At 70.0% G+C, this 16,296-nt stretch carries 17 protein-coding genes and 1 pseudogene; 6 read left to right on the forward strand and 12 right to left on the reverse strand.

Features of this window, described 5'->3' with window-relative positions; translation table 11 throughout:
* Positions 1–3 precede the first annotated feature (3 nt).
* Positions 4–1,251, forward strand: coding sequence for a formamidase (fmdA, locus tag ACWCO2_RS17625; protein WP_450128784.1), 1,248 nt, complete (start codon positions 4–6; stop codon positions 1,249–1,251).
* A gap of 39 nt (positions 1,252–1,290) precedes the next feature.
* Here the strand turns inward: fmdA and ACWCO2_RS17630 are convergent, their stop codons facing one another.
* The 9 genes from ACWCO2_RS17630 to infC form a co-directional block, all read right to left on the reverse strand.
* Positions 1,291–1,440: a hypothetical protein gene (locus tag ACWCO2_RS17630; protein ID WP_450128785.1), complete on the reverse strand. Its 150-nt coding sequence runs from the start codon at positions 1,438–1,440 to the stop codon at positions 1,291–1,293.
* Positions 1,437–2,690, reverse strand: coding sequence for an NAD(P)/FAD-dependent oxidoreductase (locus ACWCO2_RS17635; RefSeq protein WP_450128786.1), 1,254 nt, complete (start codon positions 2,688–2,690; stop codon positions 1,437–1,439). Before ACWCO2_RS17635 ends, ACWCO2_RS17630 begins: the two co-directional genes overlap by 4 nt.
* Before the next feature lie 105 nt (positions 2,691–2,795).
* Positions 2,796–4,307 (reverse strand): PucR family transcriptional regulator, encoded by a 1,512-nt coding sequence (locus ACWCO2_RS17640; RefSeq protein ID WP_450128787.1) that lies wholly within the window; start codon positions 4,305–4,307, stop codon positions 2,796–2,798.
* Positions 4,308–4,374: 67 nt separating this feature from the next.
* On the reverse strand, positions 4,375–6,867 hold the full coding sequence (pheT, locus tag ACWCO2_RS17645) for a phenylalanine--tRNA ligase subunit beta (RefSeq protein ID WP_450128788.1): 2,493 nt from the start codon (positions 6,865–6,867) through the stop codon (positions 4,375–4,377).
* Positions 6,868–6,941: 74 nt separating this feature from the next.
* Entirely contained in the window at positions 6,942–8,003 is a 1,062-nt protein-coding gene (gene pheS, locus ACWCO2_RS17650) for a phenylalanine--tRNA ligase subunit alpha (RefSeq protein WP_450128789.1), read from the reverse strand.
* A 259-nt stretch (positions 8,004–8,262) separates the two neighbouring features.
* Positions 8,263–9,117 carry a TrmH family RNA methyltransferase gene (locus ACWCO2_RS17655; RefSeq protein WP_450128854.1) on the reverse strand — a complete coding sequence of 285 codons (855 nt, stop codon included), beginning with the start codon at positions 9,115–9,117 and terminating at the stop codon, positions 8,263–8,265.
* Positions 9,114–9,482 carry a 50S ribosomal protein L20 gene (gene rplT / locus ACWCO2_RS17660; protein WP_450128790.1) on the reverse strand — a complete coding sequence of 123 codons (369 nt, stop codon included), beginning with the start codon at positions 9,480–9,482 and terminating at the stop codon, positions 9,114–9,116. Before rplT ends, ACWCO2_RS17655 begins: the two co-directional genes overlap by 4 nt.
* A 102-nt stretch (positions 9,483–9,584) precedes the next feature.
* Positions 9,585–9,779 carry a 50S ribosomal protein L35 gene (gene rpmI, locus ACWCO2_RS17665; RefSeq protein WP_450128791.1) on the reverse strand — a complete coding sequence of 65 codons (195 nt, stop codon included), beginning with the start codon at positions 9,777–9,779 and terminating at the stop codon, positions 9,585–9,587.
* 88 nt (positions 9,780–9,867) lie between these two features.
* Positions 9,868–10,464, reverse strand: a complete 597-nt coding sequence (infC, locus tag ACWCO2_RS17670) for a translation initiation factor IF-3 (protein WP_450128792.1) — start codon at positions 10,462–10,464, stop codon at positions 9,868–9,870.
* 260 nt (positions 10,465–10,724) lie between these two features.
* On the opposite strand from infC, the gene ACWCO2_RS17675 reads away from it, so the two are divergent.
* Positions 10,725–11,084, forward strand: a complete 360-nt coding sequence (locus ACWCO2_RS17675) for a DUF1844 domain-containing protein (RefSeq protein WP_450128855.1) — start codon at positions 10,725–10,727, stop codon at positions 11,082–11,084.
* On the opposite strand, the gene ACWCO2_RS17680 is transcribed toward ACWCO2_RS17675, so the two are convergent.
* The 3 genes from ACWCO2_RS17680 to ACWCO2_RS17690 all read right to left on the reverse strand — a co-directional run bounded on the left by ACWCO2_RS17680 (position 11,078) and on the right by ACWCO2_RS17690 (position 12,650).
* Positions 11,078–11,311, reverse strand: a complete 234-nt coding sequence (locus ACWCO2_RS17680) for a hypothetical protein (protein ID WP_450128793.1) — start codon at positions 11,309–11,311, stop codon at positions 11,078–11,080. The genes ACWCO2_RS17675 and ACWCO2_RS17680 overlap by 7 nt on opposite strands.
* A gap of 188 nt (positions 11,312–11,499) precedes the next feature.
* Positions 11,500–11,886: a RidA family protein gene (locus ACWCO2_RS17685; protein WP_450128794.1), complete on the reverse strand. Its 387-nt coding sequence runs from the start codon at positions 11,884–11,886 to the stop codon at positions 11,500–11,502.
* The gene (locus ACWCO2_RS17690; protein ID WP_450128795.1) at positions 11,886–12,650 is read right to left on the reverse strand and encodes an IclR family transcriptional regulator; all 765 of its coding nucleotides are present in this window, start codon (positions 12,648–12,650) and stop codon (positions 11,886–11,888) included. The genes ACWCO2_RS17685 and ACWCO2_RS17690 overlap by 1 nt, the downstream gene beginning before the upstream one ends.
* A gap of 97 nt (positions 12,651–12,747) precedes the next feature.
* Here ACWCO2_RS17690 and ACWCO2_RS17695 point away from each other — a divergent pair, with 97 nt between their 5' ends.
* From ACWCO2_RS17695 to ACWCO2_RS17710, 4 genes and pseudogenes are all read left to right on the forward strand, one after another.
* The gene (locus tag ACWCO2_RS17695; protein ID WP_450128796.1) at positions 12,748–14,061 is read left to right on the forward strand and encodes an amino acid deaminase; all 1,314 of its coding nucleotides are present in this window, start codon (positions 12,748–12,750) and stop codon (positions 14,059–14,061) included.
* A 74-nt stretch (positions 14,062–14,135) separates the two neighbouring features.
* The gene (locus ACWCO2_RS17700) at positions 14,136–14,261 is read left to right on the forward strand and encodes a hypothetical protein (protein WP_450128797.1); all 126 of its coding nucleotides are present in this window, start codon (positions 14,136–14,138) and stop codon (positions 14,259–14,261) included.
* A pseudogene (locus ACWCO2_RS17705) lies at positions 14,249–14,494 on the forward strand (GntT/GntP/DsdX family permease); the annotation flags it as partial. The gene ACWCO2_RS17700 and the pseudogene ACWCO2_RS17705, both read left to right, overlap by 13 nt.
* Positions 14,495–14,568: 74 nt before the next feature.
* Positions 14,569–16,290, forward strand: coding sequence for an amidohydrolase family protein (locus ACWCO2_RS17710; protein ID WP_450128798.1), 1,722 nt, complete (start codon positions 14,569–14,571; stop codon positions 16,288–16,290).
* Positions 16,291–16,296: the final 6 nt, after the last annotated feature.

A 16,296-nucleotide genomic window follows, 5' to 3' on the forward strand; every position in this document is an offset into this window, starting at 1 on the left:
GCCATGCCAGAAGTGGTGTTCAGCGTTAACCAGTCGAAGTCGATGCGGGACCAGGAGGTGCCCGGGCACAACCGCTGGCACCCGGACGTGCCGGTGGCCACCGTGGTCCGACCTGGTGAGGAGTTCCGGGTCGAGTGCCGGGAGTGGACCGACGGGCAGCTCGGCAACAACGACTCGGCCAACGACGTCCGCGACGTCGACCTCGACGTCACGCACATGCTCTCCGGCCCCTTCGGGGTGGAGGGCGCCGAGCCGGGCGATCTGCTGGTGGTCGACATCCTCGACCTCGGGCCGGTGCCGGTGCAGACCGGCAACGCGGCGGGCCAGGGCTGGGGCTACACCGGGGTGTTCGCCAGGAACAACGGCGGCGGCTTCCTGACCGAGCAGTTCCCCGACTCCTACAAGGCGATCTGGGATTTCCACGGCCAGCAGGCCACCTCCCGCCACCTGCCCGGCATCCGCTACACCGGCATCACCCACCCCGGCCTGATCGGCACCGCGCCGTCCGCGGACCTGCTGGCCAGGTGGAACCGGCGCGAGCAGGCGCTGATCGACACCGACCCGAACCGGGTGCCGCCGCTCGGGCTGCCCCCGACGGTCAACGGCGCGCTGGCCGGTCAGGCCACCGGTGCCGAGGCCGACCGCATCGCCGCCGAGGGGGCGCGGACCGTGCCGGCCCGCGAGAACGGCGGCAACCAGGACATCAAGAACCTCTCCCGCGGATCGCGGATCTACTTCCCAGTCTTCGTACCGGGCGCCAAGCTGTCCGTGGGCGACCTGCACTTCAGCCAGGGCGACGGCGAGATCACCTTCTGCGGTGCGATCGAGATGGGCGGGTTCATCGACCTGCACGTCGACCTGATCAAGGGCGGCATGGCCAAGTTCGGCGTGACCACCAACCCGCTGTTCATGCCGGGCAACGTCGAGCCGCGGTACTCGGAATTCCTGTCGTTCTCCGGGGTTTCGGTGGACCACGAGTCGGACACGAACTACTACATGGACGCCACCATCGCCTACCGCCGGGCCTGCCTGAACGGCATCGAGTACCTCAAGAAGTGGGGTTACACCGGCGAGCAGGCGTACCTGCTCCTCGGTTCGGCACCGGTGGAGGGCCGGATCAGCGGCATCGTGGACATCCCCAACGCCTGCTGCACGCTGTACCTGCCCACGGCGATCTTCGACTTCGACGTCCGGCCCACGGCAGCCGGGCCGACCGTCGAGGACCGCGGCCAGTGCGCCGTCACCTCGTGAACTGCGGGGGTGGTTTCGCGCGAAACCACCCCCGTCAGATCAGTTGTCGTGCGTGATCACCGGGACGCGCTGGTCCAGCGCGTACTCGGTGGCGATGCGCAACAGCATCTCCTTCTCCACTCGCAGCAGGTGGTTCTCCCGGCGGAGCCGGTCGAGTTCCTCGCGCTCCGCAGTCGTGAGTTCGTTCATCGCAACGGGTCGAACGGCCGCAGCAGCGCCGGGCGCTTGCCGGTGGTGATCTGCTCGGCGAGCAGGCGTCCGGTGAGCGGGCCGAGGGTCAGGCCCCACATGCCGTGCCCGCCCGCGATGTAGGTGCCGGGCACCTTGGTCGCACCGATCAGCGCGAGCCCGTCAGGCGTGACCGGACGTCCGCCCACCCACTCGTCGTGGCGCTCTTCCCAGCGCACACCCTTCAGCAGCGGACGCGCCGAGCGCACGATCGCCTCGATGCGGCCTTGGTCCAGCGGGGCGTCGACCGGCCGGAACTCCATGGTGCCTGCGACGCGCAGCGCACCCTGGTACGGCGTGCACGCCACTCGCGCGGCGGGCAGGTAGATCGGGCCCGGGACCGGCTCTTCGGTCGGGACGGTGAAGGAGTAGCCGCGACCGGCGCGCACCGGGGTGCGCACGCCCAGCGGCTTGGCGAGCTTGCTGATCCAGGCACCGGTGGCCAGCACGACCGTCTCGGCGGAGACCCGGTCGTCCTTGTCGGACTTGACGATCACCTGTCCGCTGGTGCGCACCATCTCCCGCACGGTGAACCCGGTGCGCAGCGTCCCGCCGCGCTCCACGAAGGACCGCGCGAGGGCTCGGGTGAACTCGCCGGGGTCGACGTAGCGCTGCCCGTCGACGCGCAGCACCGATGAGATGCGGTCGGACAGTTGCGGCACACCGGAGTCGGACACCGACAGCTCGGTGGTGGCGATCTGCTGACCGCACTGCCGGATCTGGTCGAACTCGTGGCGCAGCTCAGCGACCTGCTCGGGGTTTTCGAACGCTGCGGTCATCGGCGCCGACTCGGTCTTCGCCTCGACCCCGCCCGCAGTCAGCGCGTCGAAGGCGTCAAGGCATTCGGCGTTCATCGGCACGAAGGAGGTCATCGACCGCTTCCACGCCCACGGCGTGCAGTGCGTGGCGAAACGCGTCAGGAACGACCACAGGCTGGTGTCCATCGACGCGGGCACGTGCAGCGGAGCGTCCGGGGAGAACAGCGTGCGCAGCCCGTACTTCAGCACTCCCGGTTCCGGCAGCGGAATGGAGAAGGCCGGCGAGAGGTATCCGGCGTTGCCCCAGGACGAACCCGCCGCCACGTCCTGCTTGTCGAGCACGGTCACTTCGACGCCGTGCTCCTGCAGGAACCACGCGGTGGACAACCCGACCACCCCGGCCCCGACGACCACTGCCCGTCGCGGAATCCCGTCGATCCCGTCCTCGCGCATGCTGCCCTCCTAGGTGCGAACCTTGCAGAGGAGCATGCCTCGGCTACCAAGCGCGGCCAGTGTTCAATCCGAACAATTCCCGGCGAGCCCATTGGCCGGAATCCACTATCCGACCGCGATGGCGATGATCATCGCCAGCCGAGTGGCCGGATCGTCCAGGTCCAACCGGGTCAACTCTGCCATCTTCCGCATCCGGTACCGGACCGTGTTCGGGTGGATCTCCAACCGCGCCGCGGCCGCCCCGAGATCGCCCTGGCACTCCAGCCAGGCCCGCAACGTCTCGACGTAACGGGTGCCCTGCTCCCGGTCGTGCCGCCGGAGGTCCACGACCGGCCCGCGATCCGGCAACCGGCCGGTCGAGGCGGCGTGCCGCAGGCGGCGCAGCAGGATCTCGTGCCACGCCTCGTCGTAGACCACGGCGTCCTGACCGGACCGGGACTCGTGGACGGCCAGGCTCTCGTCGGCTTCCCGCCGGCTGTCGACGAGCTGGTTCGGCCCGGCCGCTCCCCCGACCCCGGCAAGGATCGTGGTCTCCGACGGCAGTTCCCGTACCAGCGCGCGCACCCACTCGCGGGCGCGCGCGGCATCGTCGTAGGGCAGCACGGTGTAGACGGTGTTGGCGAACAACGCGCTGCGCCCGGGGCGCGACCAGCCGAACCCAATCGTCGACCGCTCGAAAGCCAGCAACGCGGTTTCGTCCGGCGCAGCACCGCCGTGCACCTGCACGGCCACCACCCGGAACTGCTCGCCGCGCAGCCCGAGTCGGCTCAGCACCGCCGAAGCGTCCTCGTGCCCTTCCAACAGGCCTATGACCAGGTCCGACTCGACCTGCCGCTCGAGGTCCGCGCTGGCCCGCGTGCGCAGCAGGTGCAGTGCGGCGGTGCGAGCACCACTGGTCAGCGCGGCCTCGTGCGAGGCGGTGAGCGGGTGCTGGGTCTCCACCCAGATCGACCCCAGCAGCTCCCGGCCCGCGCGGATCGCAACGACCACGCGCCCGTGCGAGTCCTGCGGTTCCAGCGGCGCCACGAAGATCGGCTCGTCCGAGGTCTCCAGGTGCCGGAACACGCCCCGCTCGGCCAGCGTCCGCCGGATTTCCTCCGGGACCTGCCGCCCCAGGATCGTCGCCAGCCGCGCCCGGTCGGCGGTGAGCTGCCGCCGGGAGTACGCGAGCACCCCGGACCGGTGGTCCTCGATGGTGACCGGCCCACCCACCGAATCCGCGAGCGCGTCGGCCAGCGCGAACAGGTCGGTCGGCCCGCGCCCGGCCTCGGTCTCGCGTCCCTCGAGCACCAGCCCGTACACGACCCCGGCCAACTGGCCCCACGAAACAGCCGGGTCCACGAGCACGACGGCCAAACCGCGCTCCCGAGCGGCCGCGACCACCTGGTCCCCGACAGAAGCGGCCCGGAACACCACGACCGCGGCCGACGTCTGCTTGATCAACCCCGCGTCGTCGGTGTCGACGCCTACCGCCAGCAGCACATCCCCGGTGGCCCCGGCATCGGCCAGATCGTGCAGCGCCACGGAACGAAGATCCGCGGACCTGCTCCGCGGTGCGCTGACCAGCCGAGCCCCGAACCCGCCGAGCACGTTGATCAACCGATCCAGCTTTACCAATCCGCACCTCCCCGAAAAGGCCAACGGCCCCGTCCCGGTGAGGAACGGGGCCGCTGGGGCGTTCGTGTCAGCCGCGCAGGGTTGCGCCGAGGCGGTCGGCAGCGGACTTGACCGCCGCGTCGCGGGCCTCGGTGGCTTCCTCCTGCTTGAGGGTGCGGTCCGGCGCCCGGAAGCGGAGGGCAAGGGCCAGGGACTTCTTTCCCTCGCCCAGCTGCTCACCCGCGTAGACGTCGAACAGGCGGACGTCCTCCAGCAGGTCACCGCCACCCGCGCGGACCGCGTCGATCAGGTTCGTCGCCGCGACCTGGGCGTCCACCACCAGCGCGATGTCCATCAGCACCGGCGGGTAGGCCGAGATCTCCGGCGCCGGACGGCGGTCCGCCAGCGGCAACGCGTCCAGGTCGAGCTCCATCGCGCAGGTCCGCTTCGGCACGCCGAGCGCCTCGACGACCTTCGGGTGCAGCTCACCGGCGTGGCCGACCACGGTCTCGCCGACCTTCAGCTGCGCGCAGCGGCCCGGGTGCCACGGCGCCAGCTCACCGGCGCCGACCTCGAGCTCCACACCGGCGGCCGAGGCGACCACGCGAGCGGCCTGGACGGCGTCCGCCCAGCTCGCCTCGCGGCCCTTGCCCCACCAGCCGGCCTGCTCCCGGTGACCGCCCAGCATCACGGCCACGTGCGTCGGCTGCGCTGGCAGCGCGGCCTCCAGCGCGGCGACCTGCTCGACGCTCGGACGCTGGTCGACGCCGACCTCTGGCACCGCCGGCTGGTCCGCGGCGGGCTGCACGACCTGTCCGATGTGGAACAGAGCCAGGTCGCGCTGCCCGCGGGAGACGTTGCGCTGCATGACCTCGGCCAGGCCGGTCAGCAGCGTCGTGGTCAGCAGCGACCGTTCGCTCTCCAGCGCGTTGAGCACCGACATGGTGCGGCGCCGCTCGTCGTCCTCGGCCAGGCCGAACGCGTCGAGCGTCGCCTTGCTGGTGAACGGAAACGGCAGCACCTCGACGTAGCCCTCGCCAGCCAGCGCGCGGGACACCGCCCGCTCGCGGCGCTGCTCGCCGGTGAGACCGCGGCCGGGCGGCGCGGCGGGCAACACCGACGGGATCGTGTGGTAGCCCTCCAGCCGCAGCACCTCCTCGACCAGGTCGTAGGGCTGCGTCAGGTCCGGGCGCCAGGTCGGCGGGGTCGCGGTGACCAGGCCGACGCCCTCGTCGGAGGTGCTGACCTCGATGCGGCAGCCGATCTGGCGCAGCCGCTCGGCGGTCACACCCCGCTCGTAGGACACACCGGCGACCTTGTCCGGCAGCGCCAGCGGCATGGTCACCGGCTCGGGCTGCTTCGGCGCACCGACGTCGGTGCGACCCGGCGCGATGGTGCCGTCGCCGTAGCGGACCAGCAGCTGCGCGGCCAGCTCGACGGCAACCGGCGCGACCGCCGGGTCGACCTGCCGCTCGAACCGCTTGCCCGCCTCGCTGGGCAGCTTGTGGCGGCGAATGGCCCGGGCGATGCTCGCCTGGTCCCAGTTCGCGCCCTCCAGCAGCACGTCGTGCGTCTCGTGGCCGATCTCGGTGGACTCGCCGCCCATCACACCGGCCAGCGACACCGGGCCGGAGTCGTCGGCGATGACGATGTCATCCGTGTCCAGCTCCCGGCTCAGCCCGTCCAAGGTGGTCAGCTTCTCGCCCGCCTCGGCGCGGCGGACCACCAGGTCACCGGACAGCTTGTTGGTGTCCCACGCGTGCAGCGGCTGCCCCAGCTCGAGCATCACGTAGTTGGTGACGTCCACGGCCAGCGAGATCGAGCGGATCCCGGCCAGCATCAAGCGGCGGCGCATCCACCACGGGCTCGGCGCGGTCGGGTCGACGCCCGTCACGCGGCGCAGCACGAACCGCGAGCACGCGGTCGGGTCGCTCAGCTCCACCGAGCGCGACGGCCGGTCGTCCTCCGGGACCGGGCGGGTGCCCGGGTCGCCGAACGGCACGTCCAGCGCGTTGGACAGCTCGCGGGCCAGGCCGCGCACCGAGAAGCAGTAGCCGCGGTCCGGGGTGATCGCCAGCTCGATGATCGAGTCGTCCAACCCGACCAGCGACACCGCGTCGTCACCCGGGTCGGCCGAACCGGGCGCCAGCACCAGGATGCCGTCGGCGTCCTCGCCGATGCCCAGCTCGGTGGTCGAGCAGATCATGCCCTCGCTGAGCTTGCCGTAGGTCTTGCGCGAGGCGATCTCGAAGTCGCCGGGCAGCACCGTGCCGGGCAGGGCGACCACGACCAGGTCGCCCTCCTGGAAGTTGCGGGCACCGCAGACGATGCCCTGCACCTGCTGCTCGCCGGCCTCGTTCGCGCCGACCTCGACCTGGCAGTACCGGATGGGCTTCTTGAACTCGGTGAGCTCTTCGATCTCGGCGACGCGGCCGACCACGAGCGGCCCCTGCACCTGCGTCAGGTGCGTGACCTCCTCGACCTCCAACCCGATCCGGATGAACGCTTCGGCCAGCGTCTCCGCGGTCGTCTCCTCGGGCAGCTCAAGGTGCTCGGCCAACCAGGAAACCGGAATCCGCACTTGGTCAGGCCCTTCTCTCGTTCGGGTGAGTGATGTCGGGGGGTGTCATACGCAAATCAACCATCGGCAGGCCCTCAGATACCGAACGGCTGGGTGAAGCGGACGTCGCCCTCGACCATGTCGCGCATGTCCGGGATGCCGTTGCGGAACATCAGGGTCCGCTCCAGCCCCATGCCGAAGGCGAAACCGGTGTAGACCTCGGGGTCCACGCCGCAGGCGCGCAGCACGTTCGGGTTGACCATGCCGCAGCCGCCCCACTCGACCCAGCCGGCCCCGCCCTTCTTCTCCGGGAACCAGATGTCCATCTCGGCGGAGGGCTCGGTGAACGGGAAGTACGACGGGCGCAGCCGGGTCTTGGACTCCGAGCCGAACATCGACCGGGCGAAGGCGTCCAGCGTGCCCTTCAGGTGCGCCATGGTCAGGCCCTTGTCCACCGCCAGGCCCTCGACCTGCGAGAACACCGGGGTGTGGGTGGCGTCGAGCTCGTCGGTGCGGAACGTGCGGCCGGGGCACACCACGTACACCGGCAGCTCGCGGTCCAGCAGCGCGCGGATCTGCGACGGCGAGGTGTGCGTGCGCAGCACCAGTCCGGAGTTCTCCGGGGCCACGTAGAACGTGTCCTGCATGGTGCGCGCCGGGTGGTCCTTGCCGAAGTTCAGCGCGTCGAAGTTGAACCACTCGGTTTCCAGCTCGTGGCCCTCGGCCACCTCCCAGCCCATCGCCAGGAAGGTGTCCTCGATCTGCTCGGCGAGCTGGGTGATCGGGTGCCGCGCGCCAGCCGGCTCGCGGTCCCAGGGCAGGGTGACGTCGACGCTCTCTTCGCGCAGCACCCGCTGGTCGCGCTCGGCTTCGAGAGCGGCGCGACGGTCGTCGAACGCGCTCTGGATCGCCTCGCGGGCCTGGTTGACGCGCTTGCCCGCGTCCGACCGCGCCTTGGGCGGCAGGGCGCCGATCTCGCGGCGCGCGGTCAACAGCGCCGAGCGGTCACCGAGGTGCGCGGGCTTGACGGCGGCCAGTTCGTCGAGATCCGCGGCCGCCGCGAAGGCCTTGCTGGCCTCGACCACCGCGCGGTCCAGCGTCTCCGGCGACAGCGCGGCGACCTCTTTCGGGTCGTACTGGTCGTTGGCTCCAGACATCGTGTGTGCGTGACTCCCGTTGATCCGACAGGCATCAGCGCCCGAGCCTCCCGGGCTGACGAACCTGCTCGTCGGCATGCGGACTCCGACCGCAAGCTAGCCCCTAGAGTCTATGCGACGGCCCCAACCCGTTTTCGCGGAGATCCGCTCCCGGCGAGTTCCGCCAGCGCACCCCGTGACCAGCTGGATCGCAATTCTGCCCGCACCCGCGCGCTGTCAGCGACCGGTATGCCGGGTCGGTTTTGCCTAAAACTGTCACTCATCCGGCGCGATGCTGGGCACGGGCCGAGGTGTAGAGGCAGACCGCTGCGGCGGTCGCGAGGTTGAGGCTCTCGGCGCGGCCGTAGAGCGGGACGCGCAGCGTGGTGTCCAGCTGCGACTTCACCTCATCGGGCAGTCCGTGGGCCTCGCTGCCGAACACCCAGGCGGTGGGTCCGGCCAGTTCACCGGCGTGATCGGCGGTGTCCAGGTCGCCTTCGGCGTAGCCGTCGGCGCCGACAAGCCGGAGCCCGGCCTCGCGGCAGGCGGTGAGCACCGCGCTGACGTCGCGGTTCCGGGCGACCGGCAGGTGGAACAGGCTACCGGTGGACGCGCGCACGGCCTTGCCGTTGTATGCGTCGACGGTGTCCCCGGCGAACAGCACCGCCCCGGCACCGGCCGCGTCAGCGACCCGCACCACGGTTCCGGCGTTACCCGGGTCGGAGATCCCGACCAGCACGGCGACCAGCACAGGGCGCTCGGCCAGCGCGGCGTCGAGCTCGACCGCGGGCAGATCGCACACCGCGACCAGGCCCTGCGGGGTGACCGTCTCCGACAGCGATGCCGCGGCCTTCTCGGTGACCAGGTGCGCCGGCACACCAGCGGCGCGGGCGCGGTCGAGGTACTCGGCGTGCCGAGCGTGCTCGGTGGCGAACAGCTCGCGCACCCGCAGCGATCCAGCGGTGTGCGCGGTCAAAGCCTCCCCCACCGCTTGAGCGCCTTCAGCGAGGAAGGCCCCGGCCTTCTCGCGGCCAGCGCGGCGGGTGAGCTTGCGAGCGACCGCGACCCGGGACGATCGCTCCGTGAGCGGAGCCGTCCCGGGTCGCGGTGCAGCAGAGGTGTCGTCGGCGATCAGGCCGCACTCTCCGGCAGGTTCTTGCGGGCGACCTCGACCAGCGCCGCGAACGCGGTGGAGTCGTTCACCGCGAGCTCGGCCAGGATCTTGCGGTCGACCTCGACCTCGGCGGCCTTCAGACCCTGCACGAACTTGTTGTAGCTCAGGCCGTGCTGACGGGTCGCCGCGTTGATGCGGGTGATCCACAGCTTCCGGAAGTCACCCTTGCGGGCGCGCCGGTCGCGGTAGGCGTAGGTCATCGAGTGGAGCATCTGCTCCTTGGCCTTGCGGTACAGCCGGGAGCGCTGACCGCGGTAGCCGCGGGCCGACTCAAGAATGGTGCGGCGCTTCTTCTGGGCGTTGACTGCCCGCTTGACGCGTGCCACGGGGTCCGTCCTGTTATCTCATCGGGGGCGGGATGACCGCCCGTGCTGGTGGCTGGTGTCGTGCTGAACCGCTGCTGCCCCGGTTCGGGGAGCTAGCGAGTGTCAGAGACCCAGCAGCTTCTTGATGCGCGGGGTGTCGTGCTTGGACACCGCTTCGGTGCCCTCCAGGCGGCGGGTGACACGGCTGGACTTCTTCTCCAGGATGTGCCGACGACCGGCCTGCTCGCGCCGCAGCTTGCCCGTAGCGGTCACCTTGAAGCGCTTCGAGGTGCCCTTGTGGGTCTTGTTCTTCGGCATGCTCTCGTCCTCGTTTCGTACTGATGCCGGGCGGGGGCGCGGACTGCGTCCCGGCCCGGCGTCACAATCACGAGCCCTGGCGACTACCTCAGGCGTTCGCCTTGACGGGCTTGGTCTTGTTCGTCTTGTGCGGCGCAAGAACCATGATCATGTTCCGACCGTCCTGCTTCGGGTTCGCCTCGATGAACCCGAGGTCGGAAACGTCATCGGCCAGTCGCTGCAGCAGGCGGAAACCCAGCTCGGGCCGCGATTGCTCACGACCGCGGAACATGATCGTCACCTTGACCTTGTGGCCCTGACCGAGGAAGCGGGACACGTGGCCCTTCTTCGTCTCGTAGTCGTGCGGGTCGATCTTCGGCCGGAGCTTCTGCTCCTTGATGACGGTCTGCTGCTGGTTGCGACGCGACTCGCGGGCCTTCTGCGCGCTCTCGTACTTGAACTTGCCGTAGTCCATGAGCTTGCAGACCGGCGGGCGCGCCTGCGGGGCGACCTCGACAAGGTCCAGATCCGCTTCCTGGGCCAGTCGGAGCGCGTCCTCGATGCGGACGATTCCGACCTGCTCGCCGTTCGGTCCGACCAGTCGGACCTCCGGAACCCGGATGCGGTCGTTGATGCGCGTCTCGGAGCTGATGGGCCCTCCTCGGTTCGATGGCTGTTCTAGTGCACCGCGGCGTGTAGAGCTCACCCCGGAATGCGAAGATCCCGTCGCTCCGCTCGCGCGGACCGCGGGATCCTGACTCCAACCGATCGAACCGGTACCTCACGTACCGTTCGCACCACCAGCGGCACAAGGCCACCGGATGGACCGGACCCGGAAGCCTGTGGCGGCTACTCGGGTGGGAGCGGGACTCCACTTTGCCGCCCCCGACTAATCGGGGGCTGGTCGTGCGTGTCAGGGTAGCAGGCGTGACCGAACCGCAGCCAACGCCCCTGACCAGTGCCGACCTGACTGGTGAGCCAGCACACGACGCGGACATTCAGGACAACGTCCGCGACCTCGTCGATGTTCCCAGCGTCGAGGTGATCAGCCGCGCGGCGGTCATGTTGATGTCCTCCGCAGCGGAGAAGCTCGGCCTGGCGGCCGAGGACCCGGATGCCGCCCCAGAGCGCGACCTGGACGAGGCCCGCCGCCTGATCACCGCCCTGGCCGGACTGGTCACCGCGTCGGTGGAGTACCTGGGCGCCCACGCGGGCCCGATCCGCGACGGCCTGCAGACCCTGCAGCGCGCCTTCCGCGAAGCCTCGGCGTTCCCGGACGCCCCGGGCCAGGGCCCCGGCGAGAAGTACACCGGCCCGGTCTACTGATCCACCCGCGCAGCCGCGCCCGCGCGCGGCTGCGCACCTGTTCCCCGCCGCCTCGCCTGGCGAACAGAAGTTCCGGCAGCCGCGGCCAGCACCGCACCGGTCAGCAGCACGGCAATGACGAGGATCATGCCCAGCCCCAGCCCCTTCTGGGGCAGGGATATGGCCAGCGTGATGATGGCCAGCACCGGCACCAGAACGTTCCAGGACAGCAACGATCGCGGCGACATGCGTGCACGGTAGAAGCCGAGATCGCTTCGCGCGGGGCCGGGAACGCGAATCCGCGGTGCTTGTGTCACTGGACGGGCGGTTTGGTCTTGATCAATTCGGGTCGGTCCCGGCCGTCGCGACCAAGACCACCCGAACGCGCGAAGGACACCTCGCGCCGGGCGGCGGGAGGTGCCCTTCAGGGACCAGCTCAGTCCAGGACGGCCAGGGCGTCGATCTCGACGAGGAGGCCGGCGGGCAGGCCCACGTAGACCGTGGTGCGGGCTGGGAAGGGCTCGCCGACCACGCGCGCGTAGGTCTCGTTCATCTCCGCGAACTGCGAGGTGTCCGTCAGGTACACGCGCAGCATCATGACGTCTTCGAGGGAGCCGCCTTCGGCTTCCAGGATCGCGATGACGTTGCGCAGGCACTGCTCGGTCTGCTCGGGAACGCCGCCTTCGACGACCTTGCCGGTGGCGGGGTCGACCGCGGTCTGCCCGGAGACCTGCAGGATGTTGCCCTTGCGGACGCCCTGCGACAGCGGGATGTTCGCCGGCGGCCTCGGGGCGTTGTCGGTGCTGACCACTGTGCGGGCCATCAGGATTCCTTCCTCTTGTCCGTTGGCTGCCAGCCCAGCTCGGCCGAGATCCCGCCGGCTGCGCGCAGCACGTCGTCGACGAGCCCGAGCAGGCCGTCGAAGTCCAGCAGTACTTTCGGCACCGACAGCGACACCGCGGCGATGGTCTCGCCGCGGTGGTTGCGGACCGGCGCGGCGATGCAGTGGATGAAGTCCTCGTGCTCGCTGCGGTCGACCGCGTAGCCCAGCGCGCGCACCCGCTCCAGTTCGGTCAGGAACCGTTCAGCGGAGTCGATGGTGTTCGGGGTCAGCTTCGGGTAGGTCAGCAGCTCGGCGAACTGCTCGCGTTGCTGCGGCGCCCAGTCCGCGACGAGGGCTTTTCCGACTGCGGTGCAGTGCACGGGTGCACGGCGGCCGATGCGCGAGTACATCCGCACCGGGTGCTTGCTGTCGACCTTGTCGATGTAGATGACGTGGTCGTCCTCCAGCGTCGCCAGGTGCACGGTGTGACCCCCGATGCCGCCCAGCTCCAGCAGGTGCGGGCGGGCGGCGTCGCGGACGTCGAGGTCTTCCAGCGCTTGGTGGGCGAGGCCGAATAGGGTGCTGCCAAGGCGGTAGTGGTGCACGTCCTCGCGGCGGACGAAGCGTCCGGCTTCGAGGGTGCGCAGCAGGCGCATCGCGGTGGACTTGTGCACGCCGAGGCGTTGGGCGAGCTGGTCGAGGGTTTGCGGCCCGGCGGCCAACGCGGTCAGCACGGCGAGTCCTCGTTCCAGGCTCTGACTCACCGAGCTCTCCGATCCGTTGACGCGTCGCGCGGCGCGCTGGTACACACCTAGCCAGCATTATGCGCAACTATTGTTGCATCTCACGCAATAGGAGATCTTGGTGTCAGCACGGGGTATCAACGTCGAAGCGGTCCAAGCCCTGCACGACGAGCGCATCGACTGGCGCTTCAAGGGCATGCCTTCGGATGCCTTCGGCACCACGGTGGGCGAATTCCTCGCCACGAGCCCGACCGTCTTCGAGAGCGGTTTCGTCGGGCCGCTCCTGACTCTCGACTGCGCCGCCCTGCAGCACAACCTGCGGACGATGGCCGACTGGTGCGCCGAGCACGGGGTGGAGCTCGCCCCGCACGGCAAGACCACGATGGCGCCGCAACTGTTCGGGCAGCAGCTGATGAACGGTTCGTGGGGCATCACCGCGGCCAGCATCAGCCAGCTGCGCGTTTACCGCGCGTTCGGCGTCGAGCGGATCCTGTTCGCCAACGAGCTGGTCGACCCCAGCGGCCTGGCGTGGCTGGCCGACGAGCTCGACCGCGACGCCGAGTTCGAGTTCTGCTGCTACGTGGACTCGGTGCGCGGCGCGCAGCTCATGTCCGAGGCGCTGGCGGCGCACGGTGCTTCCCGGCCGGTGGACGTGCTGGTCGAGCTGGGCCTGCCCGGTGGGCGCACTGGTGCGCGCACGAAGGCCGAGGCCCGTGAGGTCGCCGATGCCGTGCTGGCCAGCCCGGTGCTGCGGCTGGTCGGTGTGGCGGGGTACGAGGGCGAGGTCGCGCACGACATCAGCGACACCTCGCTGTCCGCTGTGGACGGATACCTGGAGCACGTGCGCGAGCTGGTGGCGGAGCTGTCCGAGGCCGGGCACTTCGCCGGGCTCGAGCAGGTGATCGTCACCGCGGGCGGCAGCGCTTACTTCGACCAGGTCGCCGAGGCGCTGACGAAGGGGTGGCCGGAGGGGCTGCCCGTTCTGCCGGTGATCCGCAGCGGTGGCTACCTGCTGCACGACGATGGCTTCTACCGGATCCGCTCGCCGTTCAGCCGCGAGCACCGGCTGGCCGGCCAGGAGAACCCGTTCCGGCCCGCGATGCGGATCTGGGCGCAGGTCATGTCGCGTCCGGAGCCCGATCTTGCGCTGCTGACCGTGGGTCGCCGGGATGTTTCCTTCGACCAGGGTCTGCCGGAACCGCAGGTGATCCGCGGTGCCGATGGCGAGGTCCGCGAGTTGCCGGAGGGCTCCTGCCGGGTCCGGAAGCTGGCCGACCAGCACACCTTCCTGGAGCTGTCGGGCGCTGACCCGCAGGTCGGCGACTGGGTCGGCTTCGGACTGTCCCACCCCTGCACGGTGTTCGACAAGTGGTCGCTGATCCCGGTGGTGGACGGCGACAACGTGATCGACCTGGTCCGCACGTTCTTCTGATCGCACGGTCCTGGAGCAGCTGACAACTCCAAACCGCTGGAGGGCTCCACAATGGACTCGACGCCGACGGGCTGGTGCTCTCCCCCGGTTTCATCGACATGCACGCGCATTCGGACCTGCAGCTGCTCGACGAAAGATCACGCACCAAGCCCAGAAAACCGGCCAAGCTGACCGGGACTTCGCTGCGCCGCTGGGCATGATCCTGCTGGTGGTCGGCGCGGGCGGGTTCTTCGGCAAGGTGCTGGCCGAAACCGGGGTCGGTGAGGCGCTGGCCGGATCGCTGCAGTCCACCGGGTTGCCACTGCTGGTCTCGGCGTACGTGATCAGCTCGGGTCTGCGCATCGCGCAGGGCTCGGCGACGGTGGCGATCGTGACCACCGGAGGCATCGTCGCACCGCTGCTGCACGCCGGGGAGCACTCGCAGGCGCAGCTGGAAAACCCTTGCCGCTGCGTCGGAAACGCCCGTAATGTTCGCCGGTATCCGACTCCGAAGCGAGGAGGGTCCGAATGGATCTGAGCAGACGGTCGTTGCTTCTGTCCGCTGGTGCCGCCGCGGGGCTGATCGGGGTCGCACCGGCCCTGGGCCACGCCGGCACCGTGGTTCCCGCCGATTCCCCGACTCCACCGCGCGGCCCGGGCGAAGGAGACGGCCCGTTCCGGAAGCTGGTGATTCGCGGGGTCAACCTGATCGTCGGCGCGAACGGCGAGGTGCGCGGACCGGTCGACGTGGTGGTCCGCGGCAACCGCATCGATCAGATCATCCCCGCAGGTCAGCCGTCCCGCGCACTGCCGGCCGATCGACCCCCGCACGACGCCGAGCACGAGATCGACGCGACCGGCATGTGGATGATGCCGGGCCTGGTCGACGAGCACACCCACACCGGGACCGGAAGCACCCCGCGGACCTACGCCTACAAGCTGTGGCTGGGACACGGGGTCACGACGGTCCGCGGCGTCTCGCTGGCCAAGAACCCCGACGCGGTCTCGGACAAGGAGCGCAGCGAGCGCAACGAGATCGTGGCGCCGCGCATCGTCAACTACCAGACCCCGGGCAGCGGTTGGGAGGACGGCCCGGTCGACAACCCGGGGAAGGCCCGCCGGTGGGTGACGTGGGCGGCCCGGAACGGCGTGGACGGCATCAAGTTCTTCGGCGAAGGGCCCTACGGCCGCCCGGAGATCGAGGCCGCGATCGAGGCCGCCCGGCAGTCCGGGCTGGGCACCACCATGCACCACTCCCCGCCGATCTACCCGCAGCTCAACGCGCTGGAGACCGGTCGGCTCGGACTGGGCACGGTCACCCACTTCTACGGCCACTTCGAGGCGCTGCTCAAAGAGGGTCGCGAGCACCCGAAACCGCCGGACTACGACTACTCCAACGAAGCGTCGCGGTGGCGGGCGGTCGCCGAGGTCATCAACTACACCTTCCCGCCCGGCTCCGCGCAGTGGCGTTCGTACCTCTCGCAGCAGCTGGACAACGGCGTGACGTTCGGACCCACCCTCGGCGTCTACCTCGCCGGGCGCGATCTGCTGCGGGCGCGCGGCCTGGAGTGGCATCCGCGGTTCGCGCTGCCGACGCTGTGGAACTTCTGGGAACCCAGCCCGGAGGCGCACGGCTCGTTCTACTACTCCTGGACTTCCGAGGACGAAGCGAGCTGGAAGCGCTTCTACGTGCAGTACATGCAGCTCATCCACGACTACAAAGAGATGGGCGGACGCATCGCGGGCGGCACCGACCCCGGGTTCATCTACAACCTGTACGGCTTCGCGAATATCAACGAGCTCGAGATGTTGCGCGAAGCGGGTCTGACGTCGCTGGAAGCGATCGAGGCGATGAGCTCTGCGGCCGCGCGGACCATCGCCGAACCCACCGGTCAGCCGCCGGAGTACGGCTCGGTGACGGAGGGCTCCATCGCCGACCTGGCCATCCTCGGGGAGAACCCGCTGGAGGACCTGAAAACCCTCTACGGCACGGGAACTCCGCGGCTGAACCAGGACACCGGTGACATCGCCCGCGTCGGCGGAGTGCAGTGGACGATCCGCAACGGCGTCGTCTACGACGCCAAGCGGCTCCTCGCCGACGTCGCCGAGATGGTGCAGGCGCAGAAGTCGGCCGGCGCGTGCGGTGACGTCGACCCCGACTGGAGCATGTCCGGCCCCTGCGGCGGCAGCCCCGGTGTCGGCGTCGCACCACCCGTCGAACCCGCGAAACGCGCCGCACCGCTGCCGTAGCACCTG

Source organism: Saccharopolyspora sp. NPDC002376 (assembly GCF_053593195.1).